Source organism: Marinobacter sp. LV10R510-11A (assembly GCF_900215155.1).
GTDB lineage: Bacteria > Pseudomonadota > Gammaproteobacteria > Pseudomonadales > Oleiphilaceae > Marinobacter.
The window spans coordinates 4194329-4220576 of the sequence record NZ_LT907980.1; the positions used below are offsets into that span (position 1 = coordinate 4194329).

The following is a 26248-nucleotide window of genomic DNA, read 5'->3' on the forward strand; positions in this document are numbered from 1 at the left end:
ATGGGTGGTTATGTGTTAGTTGCATTTGCAAAACATATTGGAAGATCAGTAACTCACGCCTGCGGAAACTACTGATACGCGTACAGCCGGAATTTCCTTAGCTTGCGTAGATGAAAAACACGCAATATCCCTATAAGTTCCAGCCCGCGAAGGTTCGTTCTGAACTTATCCGGATGCTCCCTATTTCACTGTTCGTGGTGGCGTTCGGTGCTGCATTTGGCTTGGCCGCCGTTCAGAATGGGCTGGATCCTCTCCAATCCTTGCTGATGAGCACCCTAGTATTTGCCGGCGCCTCGCAATTTGCGGCGATCGATATGTGGGGCGCAGAAGTTTCTGTTATCCCCGTTATGATCGTGGTTTTCGCCATCAACTCCCGGCATCTCCTGATGGGCGCTTCGCTCTATCCCATGCTGAAGGATGTCTCGCCGGCTAAACGCTATGGCCTTATTTTGCTCCTTACCGACGCTAACTGGGCGGTGTCTGCCCAAGAGTACCAAAGCGGCAGGCGAAACCTTGAGGTGATTTTGGGCGGCGGGCTGGTGCTCTGGTTGGCTTGGATTATTGGTACCTGGCTGGGCGTGTATTTCGGTGGGCTTTTGCAGAACCCTAAAAGCCTCGGGCTGGATATGGTTTTGGGCTGTTTTTTGTTGGCCATGGCCTTGGGCGGAAAAAAGAACCCTCGGGTGCTGGTGGCCTGGACGTTCGCAGCCGTCGCCTCGCTGGCGGCATGGAAGTGGCTGCCTGCCAATACGCACGTAGTCGCCGGAGCCCTTGCCGGCGGTTTAGTCGGCTTTTTCTGGCTCGAAAAGAAGCCAGATGATGAGAGCGTGGAGGAGCGGATATGACCATTGAAACCACCACCACAGGCGTTCTGACACTGATATTGCTCATGATGCTGGTTACCCTATTAACCCGGTTCGGGGGCGTGTTTGTGATGTCCTTCGTGCGGATAAGCCCGCGCATCGAGAGCTTCATCAACACCATGGCCAGTTCCGTGCTCATCGCCATCATCGTGCCTATGGCTTTTGCGGGTGACGCAGGCGCGCTTGTGGCCCTCTCAGTGACCGCCGTTGCGATGCTTATTCTCAAGAAGCCGTTGCCAGCCATTGCGGCGGGTATTCTTGCGGCTGCACTCGTTCGATATCTCTTTTAGGTAATAAGTAGATAGCTTAAAAATCGGTAGTTTGCTCATTCCTGAGGTTACAAGATCGTGATTTGCCGGACAGCGGTCTGTCCTATAGGCTTTTTGTGAAAGCCACTGAATACAAGGAGCTTTGGTATGTCCGATAACCACGTGTACAAGAAAGTCGAAATTGTGGGTTCGTCAGAGAAAAGCATTGAGGGCGCGATCGAAAATGCCCTCGCGGAATCGGCGAAGAGTATCCGCAATATGGAGTGGTTCGAAGTAACGGAAACCAGCGGACACATTGTTGATGGCAAGGTTGGCCACTATCAGGTGTCGCTGAAAATAGGTTTTCGGGTCAAGGAAAGCTGATGTGGATGCGGAGCCGGGTGCCGCCAAGTGGGCGGCTCATCAGGCTCCGTCGTTCTGTTGGCTGTTTTGACGGAAAGGAAGTACCGTTTTGGCGTCTTCGAAGTAACCCATAACCTGCTCTGCCTCCTCCTGTGTAAACGCTTCAATGGCCTCATGAAAGGCCGGTTGGGCGACTCCATGCCACGAATGCGTTAACACCGGCTCGAAACCCCGCACCAGTTTGTGTTCCCCCTGAGCACCTGCATCGAATGTTTGCAGGCCCAACACGATTGCGAGCTCAATGCCCTGGTAGTAACAGGTTTCAAAGTGCAGATGGTTGTACTCCTCAAGGCAGCCCCAGTAGCGGCCGTAGAGTGTGTTTCGCCCACTCAGAAAAAGAGCCCCCGCAATCATCTCGCCATTTTTTACCGCCATGATGACATGCAGGTGCTCGGGCATGCTTTCCCGCATCTGTTCAAAGAACTGCTGGGTCAGGTAAGGCCGCTGCCCGCGTTTCAGATAAGTGGCTTGATAGAACACATAAAAAGCGGCAAGAACGTGGTCGGGAATATCCCGGCCATGAAACCAGGTGAAGGTAATATCTTGCTCCGCCACCTGGCGGCGTTCTTTACGTATGGACTTGCGCTTGCGTGAGGTGAGTTCGCCCAGAAAGTCGTCGAAGCCGCCATAGCCGCGATTGTGCCAGTGGAACTGGCAGCCTATGCGGTGTAGCTGTTCTTCGTGATGGAGCAGTTGCTGGTCTTCTGTATTGGGAAATAAAAGGTGCCACGAGTGAGCGCCCATACGCGCGATAAGGGAATCCAGAAGGTCGTGCATCTGCTGGGCGTCGAGAGCGCTGCGTAGTTTTGAATCGAGTAATAACCGCGGCCCTTGGGAAGGTGTAAAAGGGACGGCTATCAGGAGTTTTGGGTAATAATCTAGGCCATAACGTTGGTAGGCGTCCGCCCATGCCCAATCAAAAACGTACTCACCCATAGAGTGGGATTTGAGGTAGGCGGGAGCGATCCCTGCAATCTCGCCTTCCATGCGAAACACAAGATGGCAAGGTTTCCAGCCGGTTTCCGCACTGGTACAGCGGGAGGTTTCCAGTGCTTCAAAAAACTCGTATCGGAGAAACGGATTGTCGGTGCCTGCCAGACGTTCCCATGTCTCCCGGGGGATGTCGGAAAGGGAATGGCAGGCCTCGAGTGTTATGTTTGATATTGCGGGTTTTGACATGGCTGGGGCGTACTCCTTGATCGCTCCCGATACCTTACGTTAAAACCCGGCTTGTGATCACTTCTGCGACTGCGCGCAGCGCTTATTCATGCCTTTCGGCCATCAACATAGGGCTGGCTGCAAGCAGGGCGGTGGCCAGAGTCGGGAGGTTCTGGAGCCCGTGTTAGACTTAGGGCAACACATCTTGCACACATCGATCGAGCACGCATCGATTGACAAAATTTGGGTAGAGACAAGCGATGCACATCAGCAATCTTCGCAAGAAGCTGGGTAACCATAATCCACCCAGGATCGAGACGGTACGTGGTCTCGGGTACAGCTATCGGGTGCCGGCATGAAGCGCCGGTGGATGGTTCCGCTGTTCTGGCGGATCTTCTTGCTAATCTGGCTGGCCATGGCCGTAACGGTGGTTGTCAGCAAATTGGCCTCCCGGGTATTACTGGATCGCGAGCGCGCAGCCATTGAGCGCCAGCTTGAACTGAGAGACCTTGGGTTTGAGGTAGCAGCCATCCGCGATAACCGCGGGCGCCGGGAGGCACACAGGTTTCTCAATGCGCAAGGTGATGAGCTGGGCCTGCATCTGATGATGATCAGTGCGGATGATGACAACCGTTTACCTTCGGCTATTCGCTCACGGATCAAATCCGGGTGGTATCGGCAAAAACCCGCGATTGTCGATATGGGTGATGGGTACCGTTTGGTTGCCTGGCCGAAAATGCACGGCGAGGGCTGGCTGGAGCCCAAGGTTTTCCGGATTATCGAAATGGGGTTGGCGTTTGTTCTGATCACCCTAGCTTGCTGGCTAATTGCGCGTTTTGTATCGCGACCCATGAGGCACATGGAAGCCACGGCGCAAGCTATCGCTGGAGGCAATACCAAACTGCGGGTTAACGAGCGTATAGCCGCACGCCGGGACGAAGTAGGGCAGCTTGCCACGGCGTTTAACGCTATGACCGATCAACTCTGCAAGTTGCTAGAGCGACAGAAACACGTGTTGCGGGACATTTCCCATGATTTGCGAACCCCGCTGGCGCGTCAGCGAGTGGCTATTGAGCTGGCCAGCGAAGGCGGTGTGGAAGACGAGCTAATGGCCAGTATTTTGCGCCAGAACGAACGCCTTGAAACCATGACCGGGCAGATACTGACCCTGTACCGGGTGACCGAACAGGGTGGTGGCATTGCCCGGGAAGCCGTGCGCCCCGTGGATATCCTGAATCACGTATTACGAGATGCGGTGGATTATGCGGAGCACCAGAGAGTGGATTGCAAGTTGGATTCCATGCCCGAAAGTACCGGCGTGTCGGTGCTGGGCGATAGCGGCTTGCTGCAGCGGGCGTTCGACAACATTCTACAGAATGCCTTGGATTACACCCCGCCGAGCAAGGTGGTTCATGTTGCTTTGGCGTTGTCGTCGGGCTGGATAAGTCTTGTGATCGAGGATGAGGGGCCAGGCGTCGCAGATGACATCCTCGAGCACCTCTTCGAGCCTTTCTTTCGGGCAGACAAGTCCCGGGGCGGTCAAGGTTGGGGGCTGGGGCTGGCGATCTCTAAAGACATCATTCTGGCCCACGACGGAGACATCACTGCAAACAACAGCGAACGCGGTGGCTTGCAGATTGTGGCCCGGCTACCGGTGTTCGCCGTCGATTAATGAAAACGCAGGCCAGTTTATGAAAAAGGAATATCCGGTACCTGCCGGCTACCTTGAGCGCGAAACCGAAGTAAAGAAAAGTCGCTTCATTGCTCGAGTTGCCCCTGTTGGCTCCCGGGACGAGGTAAAAGACTGGCTGGAAAAGGCACATCAGGATCACCCCGATGCGCGCCACATCTGCTGGGCCTACCAAATTGGGCGTCCCGGCTCCGCAGCAGAAGCTGGAATGAATGATGATGGCGAGCCTTCCGGTACCGCAGGTAAGCCAATTCTCAACGTGATTCAGCACAAAGATATGGGCGACTTGCTGGTGATGGTGATCCGTTATTTCGGCGGCATTAAGCTGGGTGCGGGAGGGCTTGTAAGAGCCTACGCCGGGGCGGCTGAGAGCGTGCTTTCAGCGGTGGGAAGAATTGTTCACAAGCCGGTTAGCGCGGCAAATATAACGATGGGCTTTGCCGATGAGCAGCCGCTGCGGCACTGGTGTGATGTACATTCGGCTGAACTGGATTCAATCGACTACGGCGCTGCGGTTACCGCGCGGGTTCTTGTTCCGGAAGATGTGTCCGATGTTTTCACGGCTTTTTGTGACGCCCATAAACTGGATTACAGTTTTGAAACATGAGCGGTCAAAAGCGCATCGAATAAGTGTGTTGTGCGTATACTGGTATTAAGTCTCTCACACACGAAGGAGTAAACAATGGCCCGTTTTCTTATGGTAGCTCTGGTAACACTGGCCATGGCCGGGTGTGCCAGTAACGTGGTGACGGATTACAACTCAGCAGTCGTTTTCAGTGACTACTCATCCTGGGCCTTCGCGCCTGATGCTGGCAATGCCTCGTTTGTCTCCCTGGATGGAAACCGCATTCAGAGCGCGGTTGAGCGGGAGCTGAATAATAAGACGATGAATAAGGTTGAGGCGTCGGAAGCAGACCTTCTTGTGCACTGGCGGATTATGGAAGAAGAGCGCCTTGAACAGTCCGGTTTGGGGCTTGGTTTAGGCTTCGGTACAGGTAATTTTGGCTGGGGGCTTTCTTCGCCGCCTCCCGTGCGGGAAGTGAAAGAAGGCAAGCTGGTGGTAGAGCTTGTAGACAGGAATTCCGAAGAAGTTGTTTGGCGCGCAGCCAGCCGTCGTTACTTGAATGAAAACCAGTCTCCCGCAACCCGTAGCAAACTGGTTGACGAGGTGGTCGCCGAGATGTTCACCAAGTATCCTCCTGATTTGAAATAAAAAGCATCCGAGTCTTTGGGGGCATGGGTTCCAAAGGCATGATATACGGAGGATAAATGGCGAAGAAATTTGCAAGCGGGCTGGTGTTTTCAACCGAGCAGGGGCGCATGTGCCCAGAATGCCGCAATCCGGTTTCTGAATGCACTTGCCGCAAGGCTCAGCGACCTGAGGGTGACGGCATTGTACGGCTAAGCCGGGAAACCAAAGGCCGCAAGGGGAAGGGCGTTACGCTGGTTACCGGCATCCCCATGGATGAAAAAGAACTCAAAGCCTACGCCAAAGTGCTTAAAGCCAAATGCGGCACCGGCGGTACCGTAAAAGAGGGTGTTGTTGAAATTCAGGGTGATCAGCGGGACTTGCTTGTGCCACTTCTGGAACAGAAAGGCTGGGTTGTAAAACGCTCCGGTGGTTAGCGTTTTTTCCTAACGTACAGAACCTTGTTAACCCGGGCGACCCGTTCGCCTTTCTCATCAACAATATCTACATCCCACTGCGGCAGCATTTTGTTGCCGCCTTCGGTGGCCACACGGATTTCCTCAAGCCTTTCTTTTGTCAGCTCAAAATGTGCCGTTACCCGGCCTTTGCCAGGGCGGATGAAATCGATGCAGGCAGATTTGTCCCACACAATGTAGTCCTCACCCAGGCTGTTCATCAGCAACAGCATGTACATAGGGTCGACCATGCTATACAACGAGCCGCCAAAGTGAGTGCCCACATAGTTGGTGTTGTACCAACGCAGATTCATTTCTACCGACGCGGAACTGTAGTCATCCGCAATGTGGGTAACTTTCACGCCAGCGCCTGCATATGGGCCGTAAACATTCATTATTTTACGTACGCCGTTCGGGCTGGCTATCCAGTTACGCAGTTTGGACATCATGATGGTAAGGCTCTTTTATAGCAGTGAGTGGAGAAAGGTTTGAGGCGGGGGATTATACGATGAAAAACAAAAATGGCCCGCAGGAAAACCTGGCGGGCCATAGTGATATCAGCTCTGCTTACTTCAACTGGTCACGAATCAGCTTCTTGTTGATCTTTCCGACACTCGTTTTTGGAATATCTTCAGAAAACTCAATTTGGCTGGGGATGGCCCACTTGTTGATCTCGCCTTTATCAACGTATGTCTGCAAGTGGCTCTGAATATCTTCCACAGTGGCTTGCTCGCCAGGCTTCAGGTTGATCAAAGCATAGGGGCGCTCTCCCCACTTCTCATCCGGAATGCCCACTACGGCAGCACCTGCTACGGCAGGGTGTTGGCTGATCAGGCTTTCCAGATCCAGTGATGACAACCATTCACCGCCCGTTTTAATCACGTCCTTGATGCGATCTTTGATGGTGAGAGTGTGGTCTGCTTCCATGGAGGCAACATCACCGGTATGCAGCCAACCACCTTCCCACAGTTCTTCGCCTTTATCTGGTTGTTTGAAGTAACTCTGGGTTAACCAGGGAGCCCGGGCGACAACCTCGCCTTGGGCCACGCCGTCGTGAGCGACCGGGTTGCCTGAGGTGTCTACAATTTCCAGATCGACCATGGGTACGGCGATGCCGGTCTTAATCCTCAGAGCCGTTTGCTGCTCCAGCGGCAGCTCCAGATCCTCTGGCTTGAGAAACGTTGTGCTCAACAACGGGCAGGTCTCCGACATGCCATAGCCGGTGTACATACGGATGCCCAGTTTGGCGCCAGCATCGCACAGGCCTTTGGTCATGGCGCTGCCGCCGATCAGTACCTGCCAATTGCTCAGATCTGCTGTTTTGATGGACTCTGTGCCCATCATCATCTGCATGACGGTTGGAACACAGTGCGAGAAGGACACCTTATGTTCCTTGAGCAGATCAACCAGCAATTCCGGCTCATAGCGGCCGGGATAAACCTGTTTGATTCCCATCATGGTCGCCGCGTAGGGAACGCCCCAAGCGTGCACGTGGAACATCGGTGTTAATGGCATGTACACCGACGACGAGCGCAGCAGAGGCATTTCATCGTAGGCGGCCAGCGAGCCGGTCATTGCCAGTGTGTGCAGCACCAGTTGGCGGTGGCTGAAGAAAACGCCTTTCGGGTTGCCGGTAGTGCCGCTGGTGTAAAAAGTGGTGGCAACACTGTTCTCGTCGAAATCTGGAAAATCGAACTCGGTCGCAGCGTTGGCTAGAAGTGCCTCGTACTCGCCAGCGGTTTCTAACTGTGTATCCTTTGCGGTGTTTTCATCGCTGAGCTGGATATAGGTTTTTACGGTGGTGATTTCGCTCTGCAACCCTTCTAGGATCGGTAGGAAATCATCATGCACCAAAACCACATCGTCTTCGGCGTGGTTCATGGTGTAAACAATCTGATCTGGCGAAAGGCGTACGTTGATGGTGTGCAGTACCGCACCGATCATGGGAATGGCGAAGAAGCATTCCAAATAGCGTGGCGTGTCCCAGTCCATAACCGCCACCGTGTCGCCTGGCTTAACGCCGGCATCGGTGAGGGCGTTGGCAAGGCGATGAATGCGTTCGATCAGATCGGTGTAGGTGTACTTGCTGCGATTGGCGTACACAATTTCCTGGTCAGGGGCATATCTTGGCCCTGAAAGCAGTAATTGTTTGATCAGGAGAGGGTATTGGTGGGCATTGTCAGCTGGGGGTAAAATTCGTGTCTGTACCATGTTTAAAATCCTCTTTCATTACTGATGCCAGGGGCTACCTTCGGTATTTTTTACGGTTTTAACACCTATATGCATGGCCGCTTTGGCCAGCATGTTGGCGCTTACCGGAGCGGTCATAAACAAAAAGACTGTGATCAGGATTTCGGAAAAATCGATACCCTGGTCCACACTGCTGAAGTACACAACCGAACTTAGCATGATGGCGCCTACGCCAACGGTGGTTGCCTTGGTGGGGCCGTGCAATCGAGTGTAAAAGTCTGGCAGCCGGGCAAGGCCGATTGCGCCGACCAGCGTAAACGCACCACCGAACAACAACAGTGCCGAAATGGCGTATTCCGCGAACTGGCTCATGATTTACTCCGATTATTACTCAATGACGCTGCCCCGCTTCAGATATTTAGCCATGGCCACCGTACTGACAAAGCCCATAACCGCAATTAAAAGGGCAGACTCAAGGTACATACGTGTGCCAAGAGTAATGCCCAGCAGGATAATCAGAGCAATGGCATTGATATAGAGCGTATCAATCGCCAGAACCCGGTCGGGCTCATCCGGCCCTTTGATTAAACGGTATACGTTTAGCAGCGCGGCCAGGGTCACCATGCCGATGGTGAGGTATAGAGCAATAGTGATCATTGGAACATCTCCATCAACGGCTTTTCGTAGCTGTTGTGAATGGCGTCAATAACCTCTTGATCATTGGTGGCGTCCAGCGCATGAATCAACAGGGTCTTGTTGTCATCGCTTATATCCGCGCTGACGGTTCCCGGCGTGAGCGAGATGGTGCTGGCCAGAATAGATATTGCCAACGGGTGCTCAAGCTTAAGCGGGTAAGAGATAAAAGCCGGGCGTGGCGTGCGGGGACTGAGGATAAGCCAGGCCACAGAAAAACTGGCCACCACAATGTCTTTCAACACTCGCAGTACGTATGCCGGCATACGCCAGGTTTTTACAAAGGCGGGGCGCTCGGGCCAGAACCCGTGAGTCATTTGGGGAATCAGCCAGGCCAGGATCAGACCGAGAACAGCACTGCCACCGGATACCCCGTCGCTGAGGATCTGCCAGGTAACGAACAGAATCAGGCTCAGCCAGGGTTGAGGAAAACTCAGACGATCGAACATCAGTTACTCTCCCCGATCAAAGGGTTCTGCGGAACGTGCATGGGAGTCTGCAGAATATTGATATAGCCACGATTGTCGTGCAACTGCTCGGCAGTCGCACGAGTATAGTCACTTACAGGTCCGGCTAGTACAACGATCAGCATGGTGAGGCAGGTAAGAATACCGGTGGAGATTGAAACTCGGTAGTTCATGGGTTCTGGGGTTTCCAGGTGGCCATCTACGTGCCACCAGAAAACGATACTGCCGGCGCGGCTGTAAGCTATCAGCGTCAGGAAGCTGCCCACCAACAGAACGCCCCATAACCAAGCCATTTCGACCCCGGGCTCAACGGACTGGAGAATCAGTAGTTTGCCAAAAAAGCCGCTTAGGGGCGGTAAGCCGGCGGCAGACACAGCGCCGATAAGAAACAGCACGCTCAGGAATGTCTGGTGGCGCATTTTCGGTGCGGTAACGATGCTGTCGCCGGCCGTTCCCCTCTGGCTTGCGACCAGCTCAGAAACCAGGAAGAGGCCGGCGGCAGTCCAGGTGGTGCTCACCAAATAAAACAGAGCAGCGGATAGTCCTGCCACGGAGCCCAGCGCGATGGGGGCCAGCAGGGTTCCCACGGAAATAATGATCTGCCAGGCCACCAACGTTTTCAGATTGTTGGCACCCAGTGCTCCGATAACGCCCATGCTGAGTGTGATCAGTGCCAGAGGGAACAGCCAGTCCATACCCAAATTCGCCAGCTCTCCAGCGCCTTCTCCAAAAATTAACGGGTAGATTCTTATAATGGCGTAAACACCCACCTTGGTCATAACCACAAAGAGCGCAGCCACTGGTGCCGTTGCCTTGGCATAGGCTTTGGGCAGCCAGAAACACAGCGGCAAAATCGCGGCTTTCAGGCCAAAAACTACCAGTAGCATCATGCCACCGGCTTTCACAATATTCAGGTTGTTACCGGTCACTTGTGGGATTTTTACAGCAAGATCCGCCATGTTTAGTGTGCCGGTTACGCTATAAATCATGCCCACACTGATCAGGAACAGTGCAGAGCCCACCAGGTTCAGAACAACATAATGAAGCCCTGGCACAGTGCGTGCCGTTCCGCCGCCATGCATGAGCAACCCGTAGGAGGCGATAAGCAGAACCTCAAAGGCAACGAACAGGTTGAACAGATCGCCGGTCAGAAAGGCAATGTTCAGCCCCATCAACTGGAACAGAAACAGCGCGTGAAACTGCCGATTACCCTCATCGGCACCGCCACTGGCGTAGATGTGACAGAACAAGCCGAGAACCCCCGTGAGCACCAACATCAGTGCTGCTAGCCGGTCGAGAACCAGCACGATGCCGAAGGGAGGCTGCCAGTTGCCAAAAGCATAAATGCGATAGCTGCCATCACTGGCAAGCACTAGCAGTACAACAGTGGAAACCAGCATGAGTACGGTAGTGGCGATTGCCAGAGTGCGACGCAGGCTGACTGGCGCATAGCCCATGAATATCTGCAAAATGCCGCCGAGCAGGGGTATCAGAATCGGAGCGATAAGCCAGTGAGTCATTTACCGGTTACCTCCCGTTCTTGTTTCGATGAGGGTGGGGCTTTGTCGCGTTGGCCATCCACATGGTCGCCATCGTTATCTGCTAGGTTGCGTAGGGACAGAACAACCAGAAACGCTGTCATAGCAAAGCCGATAACGATTGCTGTGAGCACCAGTGCCTGGGGCAGTGGGTCGGTATAGTTGGCGGTGGTTCCGATGATAGGTTGCTGGCCGGTGGCGAGGCGCCCGGTGGCGAACAGGAACAGGTTTACGCCGTAAGACAGCAGAGTCAGCCCCAGGATGACGGGGAAGGTGCGGGCGCGTAGCAACAGATAAACGCCGGATGCCGTTAAGGCACCGATAACCAGTGCAAATAACAGTTCCATTACACGCCCTCCTTTTTACTCTTGATAGCCGAATGCGGCGACAGCCGGCCAATGCTGACCAGTGCGAGCAGGGTGGCGCCAATCACAGCCATGTATACGCCCAGATCAAATATCAGAGCCGAGGCAACTTCGAATTTGCCTACAACGGGCCAGGTGATATAGCCAAATGCGGTCGTCAGGAAGGGGTAGCCGAAGGCTAGGCTGCCCGCGCCGGCGATGGTCGCAAGCAGCAGGCCGAGGCCAATAACATTATGGTACCGGAACGGAATACGATCCTGAGTCCATATCATGCCACTGGCAATGTACTGAAGAATCAGCGCCACGGAGGTTATCAGACCAGCAATAAAGCCGCCACCGGGCAAGTTGTGCCCGCGCAGGAAAATATAGGCAGACACCATGAGTGCCAGCGGCAGCATAGGTCGGGCAATCTGTCTGAGCATCAGGGGGTAATGATCCCGTGTCCAAGCGCGCCCTAATCCATCTCCCGGGGGTGGCGTGAGGGAGGTGTTTTTCAACATGGCATAAATGCCAAGCGCCGCAATCGCCAGTACTGTTATCTCGCCTAAGGTATCGAAGCCACGGAAGTCGACCAGGATTACGTTAACCACGTTGGTTCCACCGCCGCCTGGTTTGCTGTTTTCAAGGAAGAATTCGGAAATGGAACTGAACGGCTGAGTGAGCATGGCCAGTGTAATCAGAGTCATCCCTGTGCCTGCCGCCAGGGCGATGAGGATATCGCGCGTGCGCTGGGCCCTGGAACTCTCCATGGGTGTCCAAGAAGGCATGTAGTAGAGCGCTAGCATTAACAGAACAATGGTGACAACTTCTACTGAGAGCTGTGTCATGGCCAGATCCGGTGCGGAGAAGCGGGCAAACGCCAGCGCGACAATCAGGCCAACCACGCTCAGCAGCACCAGTGCGTAAAAGCGCTCCCGGTGCCAAACGGCCGTTGCCAATGCAGATACCATAAGCACACCCGCGGCAATCCCCGTTGGCCAGTCAATCGCACTCAGCCCGTTCTCGCCAATATAAAAGCCGTTGTCGATCAGCGGCATGACGGTTACCGCAATAACGCTTACGATCAGAAGCATGGCATAGCGCTGCAGCGAGCCATTTTCGACCCATCCGGTAAAGCGGTTAGCCAGATGCACGAACTTTGAAACCACGGCCTCAAACACGGCTTTCTCGTCAATCTCCCGGAAACGGTCATGGAAATCGAAGAAGCGCTGACGCTGGCTGTACATCAGCAAGCCACCAAAAAACGCCAGGAAACTCATCAACAGGGGCAGGTTCAGGCCATGGATCACCGCAAGCTGATAATCCGGCGCGTCAAAACCGAGGGTGGCCGACGCAGCAGAATAGAGCAGAGGGCCAACGGAGAACGTCGGGAAAATGCCAACCATAATGCACGCGAACACCAGAATTTCCACGGGAATTTTCATGTAACGCGGTGGTTCATGGGGCGGGAATATTGGTAGGTCAACTGGCTTGCCGTTGAAGAAAACGTCGTGAATGAAGCGCGCCGAGTAGGCTATCGCAAAGATGCCCGCCAAGGTCGCGACAATCGGCGGCACCCATGACCACAGGCCAGGAAGGTTGAGCTGGAGTGATTCTGCAAAAAACATTTCCTTGCTGAGAAAGCCGTTCAACAGAGGAACGCCCCCCATAGAGGCGGCTGCAACCATCGCCAGCGTGGCGGTATGGGGCATATAACGCCAGAGCCCATTGATTCGGCGCATATCCCGGGTGCCTGTTTCGTGTTCAATGATACCGGCAGCCATGAACAGTGACGCCTTGAAGATGGCGTGGTTTATTACGTGAAATATTGCCGCGACGGTAGCCAGTTGTGTTCCCATGCCAAGCAGCAGGGTGATCAGGCCCAGATGGCTTACCGTTGAATAAGCAAGCAGACCTTTAAGATCATGCTTGAACATCGCGACATAGGCGCCAAGCAGAAGGGTAACCAGGCCCGTGAAGCTAACCATGTAGAACCATTGCTCGGTTCCTGCCAAAGCAGGGTAAAGGCGCGCCATCAGGAATATGCCGGCTTTTACCATGGTGGCAGAATGCAGGTAAGCAGAGATCGGCGTGGGTGCCTGCATGGCGTGGGGCAGCCAGAAGTGAAACGGGAACTGGGCGGACTTTGTGAAGGCGCCGAGCAAAACCAGAGTCAGTGCAATTGGGTACAAGGCGTGGGCTTTAATTTGATCGCCGGCGGCGAGTACATCGTCCAGTTCAAAGCTGCCAACAATATTGCCAATGAGCAAAATGCCCGCCAGCAAGGCAAGGCCGCCGCCTCCGGTAACGGCCAGTGAAAGACGTGCACCACGCCGAGCATCCTGTTTGTGTGTCCAGAAACTGATCAGCAGGAACGACGTCAAGCTGGTGAGTTCCCAGAAAATGAGCATCAACAGCAGGTTGCCAGAGAGCACTATGCCCAGCATTGAGCCTTTGAAGCACAAAAGCAGGGAGTAAAACTTGGCTACATTCTCATGGGCTTTGAGGTAGTAGTGGGCATAGAGAATGACGAGAAGGCCGATGACCAGTATAAGCAGCGCAAACAGCAGCGCCAGGCCATCCAGACGAAAACTAAACGAAAGCCCGAGTGCAGGGAGCCACTCATAGCTGTGCAGCACGGTACCGCCCGCGGCAAGAACAGACCAGTGTGGAAACAGCGCTGCCAGTGCAATCAACGCAGGGACAGATGATGCTATTGCGATAGCCGTTCGCCCGCCTTGGGCAAACAGGGGTGCGGCTATGGCCCCCAGAAACGGCAGTAGTACAACCAGCGGTAGCGACATCGCAACCTCGTTAGCGGTTTTCTTTTTTTTGAATGGAGATGGCTTATTAGCCTGAGTCTAGTCTCCGGTGGGCTACCCTGCACAAGTTGCATCTAGTGAATATGCCGGGCCACAAGAGTTGGTTCAGCGAGAGGCTGGTGGGTCTGGGAGGTACGGTAAACGCCCGCGATGCAGCGCGATGTCAGCGGTAATTGGGGGGCGATTGAACTGCATGCAGCCGACGGACCTTGCGGTCATGGTTGCTCCGTTAGTAAAACCTGGAAACTGATGATACGTGCCCGGGCTCGCAGGTCAAGTCAACTTGTGATCGATCAAACGCAGAAATTGTGTTCAAGAGTGACGTGGAGGGGCACCGCGAGGCCCCTTTTTGTCACCGGGCAGATTTAAGGGCATTAAAAATGGCCTCAGCTTCGGCCTCCAATACCTGATTACGCAGGCTATTGCCCTGGTGGGTCGCCTGTTCAATCTGTGCAAGCTTCATGCTGTATAGCCGGCTAAGAATTTCAGCTTGGGGTTGTCGAACTGGTGAGGTCATGGCATTTTCTCCCACATAACACCTGTCAAGATACTTTACGGAAACATCCAGCCAGTGGCCGTTAGGGTAACCCGATGCATAACCCGGGCCAAACCGGGTTCCCACGAAAACCCGGTTGTGAGAGCCTATAGGCAATCAACAGATGCTCCAGCCAATCACCAGGAAGCTGCATAAATGACTGATACTCTGATAGACCGCCGCGATCTGGCGTTTCAACTTTACGAAGTTCTCGATACCGAAAGCCTGATCAGCCGCGACCGCTTCACCGAACACAACCGTGATACCTTCGATGCCGTCATCGAAACCGCCGACAAAATGGCCAGAGAGAAGTTCGCCAGCCACAACAGCGCGGCTGATAAAGACGAACCCAAGTTCGTTAACGGCAAAGTGGAAATGTTGCCTGAAGTAAAAGAAGCCTTCGACGCATACGCTGAAGCGGGCTTTATCGCCGGCCGCTATGATTACGAGCTCGGTGGCATGCAACTTCCTGAATCCGTTATGGCCGCTTGCAACGGTTTCTTCACCGCCGCCAACCCAGGCACCGCAGGCTATCCGTTCCTAACCACTGCGGCCGCCAACCTCATCCGCGTTTTCGGCAACGAGTCACAGAAAATCAGCTTTCTGCCTAACATGCTTAGCGGCCGTTATTCCGGAACCATGGCGCTTACTGAGCCTCATGCCGGATCGTCGCTGGCGGATATCCGAACCTCCGCCACGCCAACAGATGAAGGCCACCACCTGATTAAAGGCGCAAAAATCTACATCTCCGGTGGCGAGCAGAGCATTACTGAAAACATCGTTCACATGGTGCTCGCCAAAATCAAAGGTGCTCCGGCAGGCGTAAAAGGCATCTCCCTGTTTATCGTTCCCAAGTTCCGCATAGACACCGATGGCAACCCGACGGATCGCAACGGCGTCAGCCTCGCCGGCTTGATCCACAAACTTGGTTACCGTGGCACCACTTCTACCGCGCTCAGTTTTGGTGACGATGCGCCTTGTCATGGTTATTTGGTGGGCGAGCCTCATCAGGGCCTGAAGTACATGTTCCAGATGATGAACGAAGCCCGGGTAGGCGTGGGCTTTGGTGCAGCGGTGATCGGCTATCGCGGTTATATGCACAGCCTGGCATATGCCAAAGATCGCCTGCAGGGCCGTAAAGCCTCGGAAAAGAACCCGGAAAGCCCTCAGGTACCGATCATCGAACATGCCGATGTGCGCCGAATGCTGCTGACCCAGAAAGCCTACAGCGAAGGCGGGCTGGCTCTTTGCTTGTATGGCGCCCGCTTGATGGACGATCAGCACACCCATCCGGATGAACAAAAGCGCATCGAAGCCGGCAAACTGCTCGATCTGCTCACACCGGTTATCAAAACCTGGCCCTCCGAACATGGCCCGAAAGCCAACGACCTGGCCATTCAGGTATACGGCGGTGCCGGCTACACTCGTGAGTACCCGGTGGAACAGTGCTGGCGCGATAACCGATTGAATCCTATCCATGAAGGCACCACCGGTATTCAGGGCCTGGACTTGCTGGGCCGTAAAATTTGGCAGGATCAAAGCCATGGCTTGCAGCTACTGATGCAGGAAATGCAGGTAGATTTGGAAGGCGCCACCACCGACCGCTGCCAGCAATGGGCGTTGTCATTGAGTGAAACACTGCAACAGGCTGTTAAAGTCACCCAAGACCTTGGCAAATCCCTCATGAGCGGCGAAGTGGACAAGACCCTCGCCAACGCTTCCTGTTATCTGCACCTGTTTGGGCACATTATTGTCGCCTGGATGTGGCTGCGCCAAGCTAACGCTGCCGCCAATGCGCTGGCTTCAGCCAACACCGACGGCGAACGCAACTTCTACCAAGGCAAACTCCAGGCCGCCCAGTACTTCTTCCATTGGGAGCTGCCGACGGTCGCTCAGGATTTGGTGCTGTTGCGGAATATGGACGACACGTGCCTGAACATGAAGGCGGAGTGGTTCTGATGGCTTTGGTTAACGTTGAAAAGAAAGGTCATATCCTGCTGATCGGGTTGAACCGCCCGGAAAAAATGAACGCCATGAACCGTGCCATGTACCACGAGATAGCTGCTGCCTATTACCAGCTGGAACACGATGACGATCTGAGAGTAGGGCTGATGTATGCAGAAGGCGACCACTTCACCAGCGGCCTGCAACTGGACGACTGGGCGGGTGTATTCGCTAACGGGCAGGGTATAGAGCCAGGTGACGGCGAGTTAGATCCGTTTCATATAACCGGTGACGGTCTCAGCAAACCTGTCGTGTTCGCGGCTCAAGGCATCTGCTTCACCTGCGGTGTCGAGATGATGCTGAACACAGATATCCGTGTAGCGGCCAAAGGCACTCGCTTTGCACAGCTGGAAGTCAAACGCGGCATCTTCGCCTGCGGTGGTGCGACAATCCGCCTGCAGCGTGAAATCGGTTGGGGCAACGCCCAGCGTTATCTCCTGACCGGCGACGAATGGACGGCAGAGCAGGCATTTGAGTGGGGGCTGATACAGGAACTTGTTGAGCCGGGTGAACAGTTCAACGTGGCTCTGGAAATCGCGGAGAAGATAGCCAGCGCCGCACCGCTGGGTGTGCGTGGCAGTTTGAAATCATCCAAAATCGCAGTAAGCGAAGGCCAGGAAGCGGCAAAGCAGCGGTTGTTTCCAGATCTACAGCCAGTAATGGCCAGCGAAGATGTTAAGGAAGGCATTCAGTCATTCCTTGAAAGACGGGATGCAGTCTTCAAAGGAAGGTGACCGAATACTCCGATCTTTCAGAGATTAGAGCTTGTTAGGCGGCCTTCTCCGAAGCTGAACCAGCCTCTTTTCCCTGCGCGCCTCAGCCTTGGCGGCAACCTCCGCAGCGTAATCCGCATACTTCGCCATCAGCTCCGCCTTGCGATTCGGGTCCCAGTTGATCGTGCTTATATCGCCTTCGTAGTGCTCAATCACGCGCTTATCCATGGTCTCGTACCACCATTGCGGCACGTAGGCAGGCACTAACATCGAGGCATAGCCACCGGGCAACTGCGGCGCCTTCTCGAAGTGCCGCAATGCCTGGTAGCTTCGCTGCGGGTGGGCGTGATGATCAGAATGGCGCTGCAACTGATACAGGAACAGATTCGTCACAATGTGATTACTGTTCCAGCTGTGTTCTGGCTGTGTGCGCTCATATTTCCCGTTATTGTCTTTCTGGCGTAGTAGTCCGTAATGTTCAATGTAATTCACGCTCTCCAGCAAACTGGCGCCGTACACTGCCTGTGCGGCCAAGAACGGCACCGCCCGTGGGCCACAGACCAGTGTGGTCGCACCGAAGAAGCCGGCACTCATGGCCCAGCCCTGTAACAGCTCGTTGTTCAGGCTCCAGAAGCTTTTGCCCTTGCGGGCCAAGCGCGCCTTCTCAATCTCCACGGCCGATTTCATACCGCCAAACACCGAGCGCGGTAAAAACTTCCAAAAACTTTCACCCATGCGGCTGCTCGCGGGATCCTCTGGAGTTGCTACCCGCTTGTGGTGACCAAAGTTGTGCTCAACAACAAAGTGGGTGTAGCCCGTTGGTGCCAGAGCAGCCATAGCCATCAGTTTGTTGAACTTGCTGGATTTATGGCCCAGCTCGTGAGCGGTGTTGATGCCAATGCCATTGACGGCGCCAACGGTCAGTGCCAAACCGATTTTGTCCTCAATGGGCGTATTCTTACGGCTGGCCAACCAGGCACCCATAAACGTCATTGCATACTGTGTGGGGATAAATGCCTTTACGATGCGGCCGTAATACTTGTCCTGCTCCAGTGAATCGACTGCCGATTCTGGCGGGTTACTCTTATCCTCTCCAATGGCACGATCCAACGCCGGAATAATGCCATGAACCAGTGCTGGGCCAGTCCACGCAAGGGCTTTGAGCTTTTTTGGAGCTATTGCATAACCGGTTAGTGCTGCCAGACCTATGCCGGGCAAGGCCGGCCCTAAAAGCCAAAGGTAACGTTTCGGGTCTTTCCACTTTTCCACAGTGCTGGCTGCTATAGGGCTTTTTACCAGCCTTTTAGCTGATTGCGAATCAAGGTTGTCACGGGTTTTTGCATTCATGGTGTCTCTCCAATGCGGTGCGCGTAACCTGAACTTATGTCGGACAATCTTTCAATGCAACAATTTAAGGTCGTGTTGGGGAGGTTGGCTCGAAATGACAAAGGGTACTTGGTTAGCCGAATGAGCAAGCCTAAGCCGGGCTTTTAGCGGGTCTGCGGAGCGATTGGTTAAATAAAGGGTAATCAGCAGGTAATTGTGTGGTGCCGAACATGGCTTTACTCTGTACACGGTTACAAACGTTTACCAACAGAGGGATATGTTATGAATAAGTTAACTCTCAGCGCACTTCTTATGTTTTTGACTTTGGGTCTTGCAGCTTGCAGCTCCGAAGATAATGAGGGAGCTGATTTCGATAAAGCCGCTGACAACGCTGAAGAAATGGTGGACGATGCAGGCGATTCGATGGAAGAGACCTATGAAGAAGCCACCGGCCAAGACAAAGGCGTGATGGGCGAAATGAAAGAAGGTGCTGAAAACGCCGGCGACGAAATGGGTGATGCCGCCGATGAAGCCGGCGACTCCATTGAAGAAGGCTACGACGAAGTGACCGACTAACAGTCGCTTTTTTGCTCCGGCGCGTTTTACTTGCGTCGGAGCACTTCTATTAGTGTGAGTTAAAACCGTTAGTCTTTTTCAGAAAAGATTAACGGTTTTGTCTTTTTACTGTCCCCGCATTGTCATGTCTCCTGCCGACACTGTCACTTCGACAACATCCGTATGTTGATCAGCGAAAGACAGAGAGAGACATAACATGGCCAAGCACAACCTTGATTCCAACTACCTGGATCCCGATTACGAACCCGTCGTGAACCACTCCGGAAACCGAGTGTTCCACGAGGTGCTGGCGGCGCGAATGCAGCGCCGTACTCTGATGAAAGGCGGCGTGGGCGCGGCCTTGGCCAGCATCATGGGTGTTGGCCTTGCCGGCTGTGGAAGCGACAGCAAGGGTGATAACGGCAGTGAGGGCACAGACCCTGATGTCGATAATACGAATGCAACCGATCTTGGTTTTGAAGCGATAGCCGTATCCACTGCAAACAACGTCGTTGTACCCGCGGGATACTCCGCAAAAGCCTTTTTGCCTTGGGGAACACCGATTACCGGCTCCTATCCAGCATTCAGGGCAGACGCTTCCAACTCGGGGGCGGATCAGGAACAGCAGGTAGGCATGCACCACGATGGCATGCACTTTTTCCCGATTGATTTCAAAGCTGGCGGCAATCGCTCTGACGAAGGGCTGCTGGTAATGAACCATGAGTATATTAATCAGGCTGCTCTGCATCCCGAAGGACCAACCTATAACTCGAATGGCATGCGCCCGACCGATGAAGTGCGTAAGGAAGTAGCCGCTCACGGCGTATCTGTGGTTCACATAAAGCAAGACAGCGCGGGTACCTGGGACATTGTATTCGGAAGCCCCTTCAACCGCCGGGTTACTGGGAATACGGATATGGATATCCGTGGACCGGTTCGCGGTTACCACAAGCTCGCGACCCGGTTCAGCCATAATGGCACCCAGACCCGGGGCACGTTGAATAACTGCTCTATGGGCCCAACCCCGTGGGGAACCTACCTCGCGGCGGAAGAAAACTGGCACGGTTACTTTGCAAACAGCGCGCAAACGCAGCCACGGGAACAGACTCGCCATGGCGTTGGCAGTTCAACTCGCTACGACTGGGAACTTGCTGAAGGCGGGGACGACCAGTACGTTCGGTTCAACATCACGCCCACGGCACAGAGCGCTGGGGAGGACTACCGTAATGAGACCAACACCTTTGGGTACATGGTAGAAATCGATCCGTTTACGCCAGAGAGCAAACCTCAGAAGCGCACGGCTTTGGGCCGGTTTGGGCACGAGGGCGTAATCTTTGCGCCGGTAGAGGAAGGCAAACCCGTTGTCTGTTACTCCGGTGACGATTCGCGCTTTGAATATATCTACAAATTTGTATCCTCAAGGCCTTATTACGCAGCAACTGCCAGCGGCTATTTGCTGGATGAAGGCACCTTGTATGTCGCGCGTTTTAATGAGGACGGATCTGGCGACTGGCTGCCTTTGACCCTTGATGACCCGGCCTTTGCGGCCAGTGTGGAAACGGCACAGGGTTCATTGGTGGGTGATGTGCAGTTTGAGGGTTTTGAAAATCAGGCGGATGTTCTTCTGAATACACGCCTGGCAGCCGATATCGCAGGAGCGACTCCTATGGATCGCCCGGAGTGGGGAGCGGTTGACCCGAACACAGGTGAGGTCTATTTCACCCTGACCAACAACTCCAAGCGCACGGAAGAACAGGTTGATGCTGCGAACCCCAATGCAGAAAACCGCACGGGCCACATTATTCGCTGGAGCGAAGGCGACAACGATTTCGCCGCAACTGGGTTCCAGTGGGATATCTTTGTGTTTGCTGGAACGCAGGGAACAGAAACGGTGGCGGATGGCGAAGTTGTTGTATCGCTGACTGACGACAACATCTTCAATAGCCCGGATGGCTTGTGGTTTGACTACAATGGCCGCCTCTGGATCCAGACAGATGGCTCTGATGCGCCACCGTATCAGAACAACATGATGCTCGCGGCCAACCCCAAAACCCGGGATATTAGGCGCTTCTTCGTGGGGCCGCAGGGCTGTGAGGTAACCGGAGTTGTAACCACGCCGGATGTTAGAACCATGTTTGTAAATATCCAGCATCCCAAAAAAGACTGGCCCTTTGGTAACGAAGGCGACCACCCCCGAGACGCAACCGTCATCGTTACCCGCGACGACAAGGGTGTGATTGGCGCCTGAGCTTTAGGCTAGCCTTGCAGAAAACCGTAAACCTGGTGGCCTGATCATAAAGGGGCATCGGGTTTGCGGTTTTTTTGTTTAAGAATCGCTCAACCTGGCCGTTAAGTTAGGTAAATCTACTTAAGTATAAGTTATTAATCCGCTTCAACTCTCTAGTCTCTAAACTGGCTGGATAACCGTTTGGCTATCAGACATAACAAAAACTACGAGCAGAAATGATAACAACAACGAGGTTTTTATGGGGTTGCTTGATCGCGTAACGGTTTTTTGGGGCAGCGCAATTGCAATTGTTCTTGCGGTTGCCAGTGTGTTGGTGGCGCCCTTGTTAGGTCTGGATCCGGCATCACTGTCTATCGGTCTGGTCATTGGCCTTGTGGCTGCGGCAGCGTTCCTGATTGTGAGGGTTCTGGAGCCAGTTGATCGCGGGCTGGACGGGTTGAATAATGGAACGCTGGACGAAAATCACCCTCTACGATCCAAGTGTGAGCAGCTGCTTGCCGACGCACGATCAGGCAGGGCGTTGGTAGAGGCACTTTCTGGAAGTGCTGATAAAAATGCCATTTCTGCTGCGCAGGTTTCCTACGCTGCAGACCAGCTCAAATTACAGCTGGATCTTCAGGTTCAGGAAACCGCACAAATGGCCGATTACGCGGGACAGATTACCGAAACCGTAAGGGAATCCTCACAACAAGCTAGCGATGCTGCCACCATGGCCTTGCAGAACCGGCAAGCCAGCACCGAGGGGCGCGAGGCACTCACCACAGCGATTGACAGCATACGCGTAGTGCATCAGCAATCAGGGGAAAACCTGCGTCTGATCCAGGAGCTTAATGACAAATCGAACAAAATTCAGGGGGTGACCACCACCATTCAAGGCATTGCAGAGCAGACGAACCTGCTGGCGCTTAATGCGGCCATTGAAGCCGCCCGGGCCGGAGATCAGGGGCGAGGCTTTGCAGTGGTTGCTGATGAAGTCCGGCAACTGGCTGGTCGCACCGCTCAAGCGACTGGCGAAGTAGCGAAAACGCTGCAGGAGGTTCGTTCCGATACCGCATTGATCGTTACCCGTATTGAAGATCTTGCCCGCAGCGTTGAGGAGGGCCTTGCGTCGGTAGAAACCGTAGGAGAGCGGCTTGATCAGATACGTGACCAGTCTGATCGCGTTCAGCAACAAATCGCCCGTATTGCGGAGATTGATCAAAACAACGAAGTCAGCCTGACTCACGTATTCTCGGCTATCGAAACCGTAAGGGACCAGATCTCTGAAAGCGATACCAGTGTTGTTTCGCTGGCGGAGCAGGCAGCCACACTGATGGAGCTTGCAGAAGTGGCTAATGCGGCGTTCGCACGGAACAGTGGCTCCAGCTATCACAGATTCTTCTACGATCAGGCGCGCGCTGGGGCAGAGCAGATCGGCCAGATCTTTGGGCAGGCCATCCGCGATGGCAAACTGACTGAAAATGCCCTGTTCGATAAATCGAGAAAGCCCATCCCCAACACCCAGCCCACTAAGTATTCAAGCAGCTTTGACGCCTTTACTGATCGGTTTTTGCCAGTGGTTCAGGAGAAAGTGAAGAGCTCGCACGCGGCTCTGGTGTTTGCGATTGTGGCGGCGCCGGATGGCTATATTCCGACCCACAATCAGGAATTTGCTCACGCGCCTACCGGCGATGCTGAGGCGGATCTTGTGCGCAGCCGTAGCAAGCGGCTGTTTAATGATCGCACGGGAATCCGATGCGGAAGCCACACTGAGGATATGCTGCTGCAAACCTATCGCCGAGATACAGGCGAAATAATGCACGATCTCTCTGTTCCAGTTTATGTGAATGGCCGGCAATGGGGTGGCTTCCGGCTTGGATACCGTCCGGACAATCACTGATCGTGCGCGCGGGAAGTCAGCGCCAAGGCCTGTGTTAGACTTTAGGCTCATATTGAAAAAGGAGATGTGCCTTGGCTGACTCGGATTTCATTCCTGCCGACGCTCAAGCGAACGAGTTATCACGCCGCGCCGATCCCGCGCGAAACCTCGCCGTGGTGGTTTATATCCTTCAGGGGCTGTCGTTTTTTCTGGGGGGTATCACCGGGCTGGTTGGCGTGATAATCAATTACGTAAAGCAGGATGATGTTCGCGGCACCTGGGTGGAGCCGCACTTTCGCTGGCAGATCCGCACCTTCTGGATAGGGTTGTTGTGGACGGTTATTGGTGTTGTGACCACCTTTCTGATTGTCGGGTGGTTCATTCTTCTGGGCATCTCGATCTGGGTGATCTACCGAATTGTAAAAGGCGCCCTGGCGCTGAATGATGGCAAGGCACCTGTCTGAAGTATCTGCCCGACGGCTGGCGTGTCAGTCGTCGGTCACCTCTTTTAATCGAAGGGCACTAAAGGTTCCGGCTAGCCCCATCAGCCCGAGCACCAGAATAACAGCGGCGTCTGATATCAGTGAGATCAGCGCAGTGAAGCCGCCCGTAGCAAGCAGTAAGAAGCCGATGACGGTGTTGCTGACGGCCGTATAGTCTGTGCGTTTGTTCCCTCCCGCCATATCCACCAGATAGGTTTTTCGGCCCAGCCTTACACCCGCATGGGCAATGCTAAGCACAAAGAAAGCCAGAGGATAAAACCAGCCGTTGCCTAAGCCTGTGCCAGCAAACATGGCAGTAAGACCAACAGCCAAGCACACCGCGCTGGCGATAGCTGCGCCGCGAATCATTACCCGGCGGCTCGACGAATCAGCCATCCAGCCCCAGAAACTGGCGGATACGGAGCTCGCTAGACTACTAGCCAAAAGAAACACACCAAGCATTAAAGCCGTATCCGATTCTTTCTGCGCCAGCACCACAAAGTACGGAGAGGCGAGAGCCGAGCATAGCAGTAGTGCGCGAGTAATAACAAAATGACGAAAAGGCGCGTCGTCGCGCAGCAACGATAGGCTTTTGAAGGCTTCATTGATGGCATTGCCACCACCGCCGGTTTCACCTTCGTGCTCCTTCACGCCCGCAAACAGGAACCCTGCAATAACCCAAAGTGCGGCCGCCAGTAGAAATACGAGGCTGTAAAAAGCAAGAGTCGGGTCACCTCGCTCCCAGAACAGTAACACCGTCAGGATAACAGTGGCGGTGCCGCCGATGGTGGCGGCGAGGCCAGAGAGCCTGCCCCGGCGGGTTTTCGGAACGCATTTGCCTTGCACGTCTTTCATGGCCACGGAGCAGAAACCCCGTGACAGGGAAAACAGAATCAGCGCGCCGATGATGCCGCCACCTGCGGTGTAGCCTTCAAGAAACCAGACAGAGGCCGCCATGGCCACAACGCTTACCGCCTGACCAAAACTACCCAGAATCCAGAACCACTTGCGCACGGGTTTGCGACGAACCCAGGCGGCGATCATCATCTGTGGCACCATGGAGCCGGATTCCCGGATGGGAACGAGCCAAGCTACCAGCGTTGGTGCGCCTATCGCGGTCATCAGCCACGCCAGAACCGTTTTCGGGCTGATCAGAAGATCGCCCAGTTTGGTCAGTATGTTGGCTGCCAGAATCAGAAAGAAATTGCGTGGCACCGCATGGCAGGCTTCCGGCGGGATATCCTTGCAAACCCGGGCGTCTTCCTCGTTCGCAATCAGGCTGTATAGCCGGTCAGCAGAGCGTTCGAGCGTTCCGGTTTGTGCATTAGTATGTTTTTCAGACAAGATGGTGATCCCACTGTACTGACATGCTGGCAATCTCGGTTGTCGGTTTGCCTTGGCTCATTCGAACAAGTTTACCTTGCCCGGATGAAACCAGAAAGTCACCCCCAGCTAGTGCTTCTACGCCAGCACAGTCGGCTATAGAAGCTTTTTCAACCACCTTTCCAGAGCGGCTATCGAAGATCAGTGCAGTGCCACCAATGGGTGATGCAATCGCAACTAGATCGTTCTCCGGGTGCGCGACAATACTCGCGATATAGTTGCCCAGTTCCCGGTGCACTGGTTCACCAAAGTCGATCTCTTCATAGCGCCCGTTTCGATAGCGCGCTACTAACGGTGGCAGTTCATGGGCCGGCCCCTGGTATTGGTAGGCAGCATAGATAGTACCGTCTGGCGCTGCATCCACATGCCGGGTACTGAGTTGGTGGTGGGATGGCCGGAACCGGCCAAGGGTCTCACCAGAGAGCCTGTCCACCAGAACCAATGCGGGCTTCATGGTATCTAGATTAAGTTTGATGCGATCGTAATCCGGGTGGGTCAGGATGCCGCCCAATCCGACGATCAGCGTTCGGCCATCCGGGTGCAGGGTGAGCTGGTGCGGGCCTACGCCGTTTAGCTCAAAGGTGTTTACCCGCTGATAGTTATGATGGCTGTCGTACACAGCCACTATGCCTTCCCCGGGTTCGTAGCGGCTAGCCGTGGCATAAAGAAACCGCCCATCTAGGGAAAATACGCCGTGACCTACAAAGTGCTCGCCTTCCGCAGCTTCAATACGGTGCAGTCGCTTACCCGTTTTACTATTGAGCACGTAGAACGCCCAGCCAGGTCGGCGCTCAAAAAACAACACTTCGGCGGTTCCCGGGCGGTTACAGCCACTGTGGCAGCGAGTGTTTACCGGCGACTGCCAGAGCATGTTGCCGTCTGGCGCGATGGCGCCCACGGCAAAGCTGCCATCTGGCAAGCCAATGGCGCCCGTATACTGCTGCGGGCCATGGCTGCTGGCTTTGCGGGGCAGCATGCTGCAACCGGTGAGCGTGACCGCCGCACTACCGGCGAGTGCCGCTTTGATGAGGCTTCTGCGAGTCAGTTCAGGCATGGGCCCTGTC

Annotated in this window: 26 protein-coding genes and 1 pseudogene; 14 read left to right on the forward strand and 13 right to left on the reverse strand. The window is 54.5% G+C overall.

The features are described from left to right. The first annotated feature begins 110 nt into the window (after positions 1 to 110). From CPH80_RS20255 to CPH80_RS20265, 3 genes are all read left to right on the forward strand, one after another. Positions 111 to 845, forward strand: a complete 735-nt coding sequence (locus CPH80_RS20255) for an AzlC family ABC transporter permease (RefSeq protein ID WP_096280880.1) — start codon at positions 111 to 113, stop codon at positions 843 to 845. Then, complete coding sequence (locus CPH80_RS20260) at positions 842 to 1153, forward strand: AzlD family protein (protein WP_096280883.1); 312 nt, start codon at positions 842 to 844, stop codon at positions 1151 to 1153. Before CPH80_RS20255 ends, CPH80_RS20260 begins: the two co-directional genes overlap by 4 nt. A 126-nt stretch (positions 1154 to 1279) precedes the next feature. Beyond that, on the forward strand, positions 1280 to 1495 hold the full coding sequence (locus tag CPH80_RS20265; protein WP_096280886.1) for a dodecin: 216 nt from the start codon (positions 1280 to 1282) through the stop codon (positions 1493 to 1495). Positions 1496 to 1534: 39 nt separating this feature from the next. Here the strand turns inward: CPH80_RS20265 and CPH80_RS20270 are convergent, their stop codons facing one another. Beyond that, positions 1535 to 2713, reverse strand: coding sequence for a GNAT family N-acetyltransferase (locus CPH80_RS20270; protein WP_096280889.1), 1179 nt, complete (start codon positions 2711 to 2713; stop codon positions 1535 to 1537). 239 nt (positions 2714 to 2952) lie between these two features. On the opposite strand from CPH80_RS20270, the pseudogene CPH80_RS20275 reads away from it, so the two are divergent. The 5 genes and pseudogenes from CPH80_RS20275 to CPH80_RS20295 all read left to right on the forward strand — a co-directional run. After that, a pseudogene (locus tag CPH80_RS20275) lies at positions 2953 to 3051 on the forward strand (winged helix-turn-helix domain-containing protein); the annotation flags it as partial. Then, positions 3048 to 4364 (forward strand): sensor histidine kinase, encoded by a 1317-nt coding sequence (locus CPH80_RS20280; RefSeq protein WP_096280892.1) that lies wholly within the window; start codon positions 3048 to 3050, stop codon positions 4362 to 4364. The pseudogene CPH80_RS20275 and the gene CPH80_RS20280, both read left to right, overlap by 4 nt. 19 nt (positions 4365 to 4383) lie before the next feature. Then, the gene (locus tag CPH80_RS20285) at positions 4384 to 4989 is read left to right on the forward strand and encodes a YigZ family protein (RefSeq protein WP_096280895.1); all 606 of its coding nucleotides are present in this window, start codon (positions 4384 to 4386) and stop codon (positions 4987 to 4989) included. A 75-nt stretch (positions 4990 to 5064) separates the two neighbouring features. Beyond that, positions 5065 to 5595, forward strand: a complete 531-nt coding sequence (locus CPH80_RS20290; protein ID WP_096280898.1) for a DUF4136 domain-containing protein — start codon at positions 5065 to 5067, stop codon at positions 5593 to 5595. 56 nt (positions 5596 to 5651) lie between these two features. Continuing rightward, complete coding sequence (locus CPH80_RS20295; protein ID WP_096280901.1) at positions 5652 to 6008, forward strand: translation initiation factor Sui1; 357 nt, start codon at positions 5652 to 5654, stop codon at positions 6006 to 6008. Here the strand turns inward: CPH80_RS20295 and CPH80_RS20300 are convergent. The 9 genes from CPH80_RS20300 to CPH80_RS21905 all read right to left on the reverse strand — a co-directional run bounded on the left by CPH80_RS20300 (position 6005) and on the right by CPH80_RS21905 (position 14597). Beyond that, on the reverse strand, positions 6005 to 6475 hold the full coding sequence (locus CPH80_RS20300; protein ID WP_096280904.1) for a DUF4442 domain-containing protein: 471 nt from the start codon (positions 6473 to 6475) through the stop codon (positions 6005 to 6007). The two genes, CPH80_RS20295 and CPH80_RS20300, sit on opposite strands and share 4 nt — an antisense overlap. A 118-nt stretch (positions 6476 to 6593) precedes the next feature. Beyond that, on the reverse strand, positions 6594 to 8237 hold the full coding sequence (locus CPH80_RS20305; protein ID WP_096280906.1) for a fatty acid--CoA ligase: 1644 nt from the start codon (positions 8235 to 8237) through the stop codon (positions 6594 to 6596). Positions 8238 to 8255: 18 nt separating this feature from the next. After that, a complete protein-coding gene (locus tag CPH80_RS20310; protein ID WP_096280909.1) occupies positions 8256 to 8588 on the reverse strand; it encodes a Na+/H+ antiporter subunit G in 333 nt (110 codons plus the stop codon). 15 nt (positions 8589 to 8603) lie between these two features. After that, positions 8604 to 8873, reverse strand: coding sequence for a K+/H+ antiporter subunit F (locus CPH80_RS20315; protein ID WP_096280911.1), 270 nt, complete (start codon positions 8871 to 8873; stop codon positions 8604 to 8606). After that, positions 8870 to 9358: a Na+/H+ antiporter subunit E gene (locus CPH80_RS20320; protein ID WP_096280914.1), complete on the reverse strand. Its 489-nt coding sequence runs from the start codon at positions 9356 to 9358 to the stop codon at positions 8870 to 8872. Before CPH80_RS20320 ends, CPH80_RS20315 begins: the two co-directional genes overlap by 4 nt. After that, the gene (locus CPH80_RS20325) at positions 9358 to 10896 is read right to left on the reverse strand and encodes a monovalent cation/H+ antiporter subunit D (RefSeq protein WP_096280916.1); all 1539 of its coding nucleotides are present in this window, start codon (positions 10894 to 10896) and stop codon (positions 9358 to 9360) included. Before CPH80_RS20325 ends, CPH80_RS20320 begins: the two co-directional genes overlap by 1 nt. Then, entirely contained in the window at positions 10893 to 11261 is a 369-nt protein-coding gene (locus CPH80_RS20330) for a Na+/H+ antiporter subunit C (protein WP_096280919.1), read from the reverse strand. The genes CPH80_RS20325 and CPH80_RS20330 overlap by 4 nt, the downstream gene beginning before the upstream one ends. Further along, entirely contained in the window at positions 11261 to 14062 is a 2802-nt protein-coding gene (locus tag CPH80_RS20335) for a monovalent cation/H+ antiporter subunit A (protein WP_096280922.1), read from the reverse strand. The genes CPH80_RS20330 and CPH80_RS20335 overlap by 1 nt, the downstream gene beginning before the upstream one ends. Before the next feature lie 370 nt (positions 14063 to 14432). Next, positions 14433 to 14597: a hypothetical protein gene (locus CPH80_RS21905; protein ID WP_166671492.1), complete on the reverse strand. Its 165-nt coding sequence runs from the start codon at positions 14595 to 14597 to the stop codon at positions 14433 to 14435. A gap of 174 nt (positions 14598 to 14771) precedes the next feature. Between CPH80_RS21905 and CPH80_RS20345 the strand changes: the two genes are divergently transcribed. Further along, complete coding sequence (locus tag CPH80_RS20345) at positions 14772 to 16574, forward strand: acyl-CoA dehydrogenase (RefSeq protein ID WP_096280927.1); 1803 nt, start codon at positions 14772 to 14774, stop codon at positions 16572 to 16574. After that, positions 16574 to 17353 carry a crotonase/enoyl-CoA hydratase family protein gene (locus CPH80_RS20350; RefSeq protein WP_096280929.1) on the forward strand — a complete coding sequence of 260 codons (780 nt, stop codon included), beginning with the start codon at positions 16574 to 16576 and terminating at the stop codon, positions 17351 to 17353. The genes CPH80_RS20345 and CPH80_RS20350 overlap by 1 nt, the downstream gene beginning before the upstream one ends. A 24-nt stretch (positions 17354 to 17377) precedes the next feature. Here CPH80_RS20350 and CPH80_RS20355 read toward each other — a convergent pair whose 3' ends face one another. Continuing rightward, complete coding sequence (locus CPH80_RS20355; protein WP_096280931.1) at positions 17378 to 18679, reverse strand: alkane 1-monooxygenase; 1302 nt, start codon at positions 18677 to 18679, stop codon at positions 17378 to 17380. A gap of 261 nt (positions 18680 to 18940) precedes the next feature. Here CPH80_RS20355 and CPH80_RS20360 point away from each other — a divergent pair, with 261 nt between their 5' ends. The 4 genes from CPH80_RS20360 to CPH80_RS20375 all read left to right on the forward strand — a co-directional run bounded on the left by CPH80_RS20360 (position 18941) and on the right by CPH80_RS20375 (position 23783). Continuing rightward, positions 18941 to 19234, forward strand: a complete 294-nt coding sequence (locus CPH80_RS20360) for a hypothetical protein (RefSeq protein ID WP_096280933.1) — start codon at positions 18941 to 18943, stop codon at positions 19232 to 19234. Between the two features lie 196 nt (positions 19235 to 19430). Continuing rightward, complete coding sequence (locus CPH80_RS20365) at positions 19431 to 21461, forward strand: PhoX family protein (RefSeq protein ID WP_096280934.1); 2031 nt, start codon at positions 19431 to 19433, stop codon at positions 21459 to 21461. A gap of 238 nt (positions 21462 to 21699) precedes the next feature. After that, complete coding sequence (locus CPH80_RS20370) at positions 21700 to 23340, forward strand: methyl-accepting chemotaxis protein (RefSeq protein ID WP_096280936.1); 1641 nt, start codon at positions 21700 to 21702, stop codon at positions 23338 to 23340. 71 nt (positions 23341 to 23411) lie between these two features. Next, on the forward strand, positions 23412 to 23783 hold the full coding sequence (locus tag CPH80_RS20375) for a DUF4870 family protein (protein ID WP_096280938.1): 372 nt from the start codon (positions 23412 to 23414) through the stop codon (positions 23781 to 23783). Positions 23784 to 23807: 24 nt separating this feature from the next. On the opposite strand, the gene CPH80_RS20380 is transcribed toward CPH80_RS20375, so the two are convergent. Both CPH80_RS20380 and CPH80_RS20385 read right to left on the reverse strand, forming a co-directional pair. Then, complete coding sequence (locus tag CPH80_RS20380) at positions 23808 to 25145, reverse strand: MFS transporter (RefSeq protein WP_096280940.1); 1338 nt, start codon at positions 25143 to 25145, stop codon at positions 23808 to 23810. After that, positions 25138 to 26238, reverse strand: a complete 1101-nt coding sequence (locus tag CPH80_RS20385; protein ID WP_096280942.1) for a DUF1513 domain-containing protein — start codon at positions 26236 to 26238, stop codon at positions 25138 to 25140. The genes CPH80_RS20380 and CPH80_RS20385 overlap by 8 nt, the downstream gene beginning before the upstream one ends. Positions 26239 to 26248: the final 10 nt, after the last annotated feature.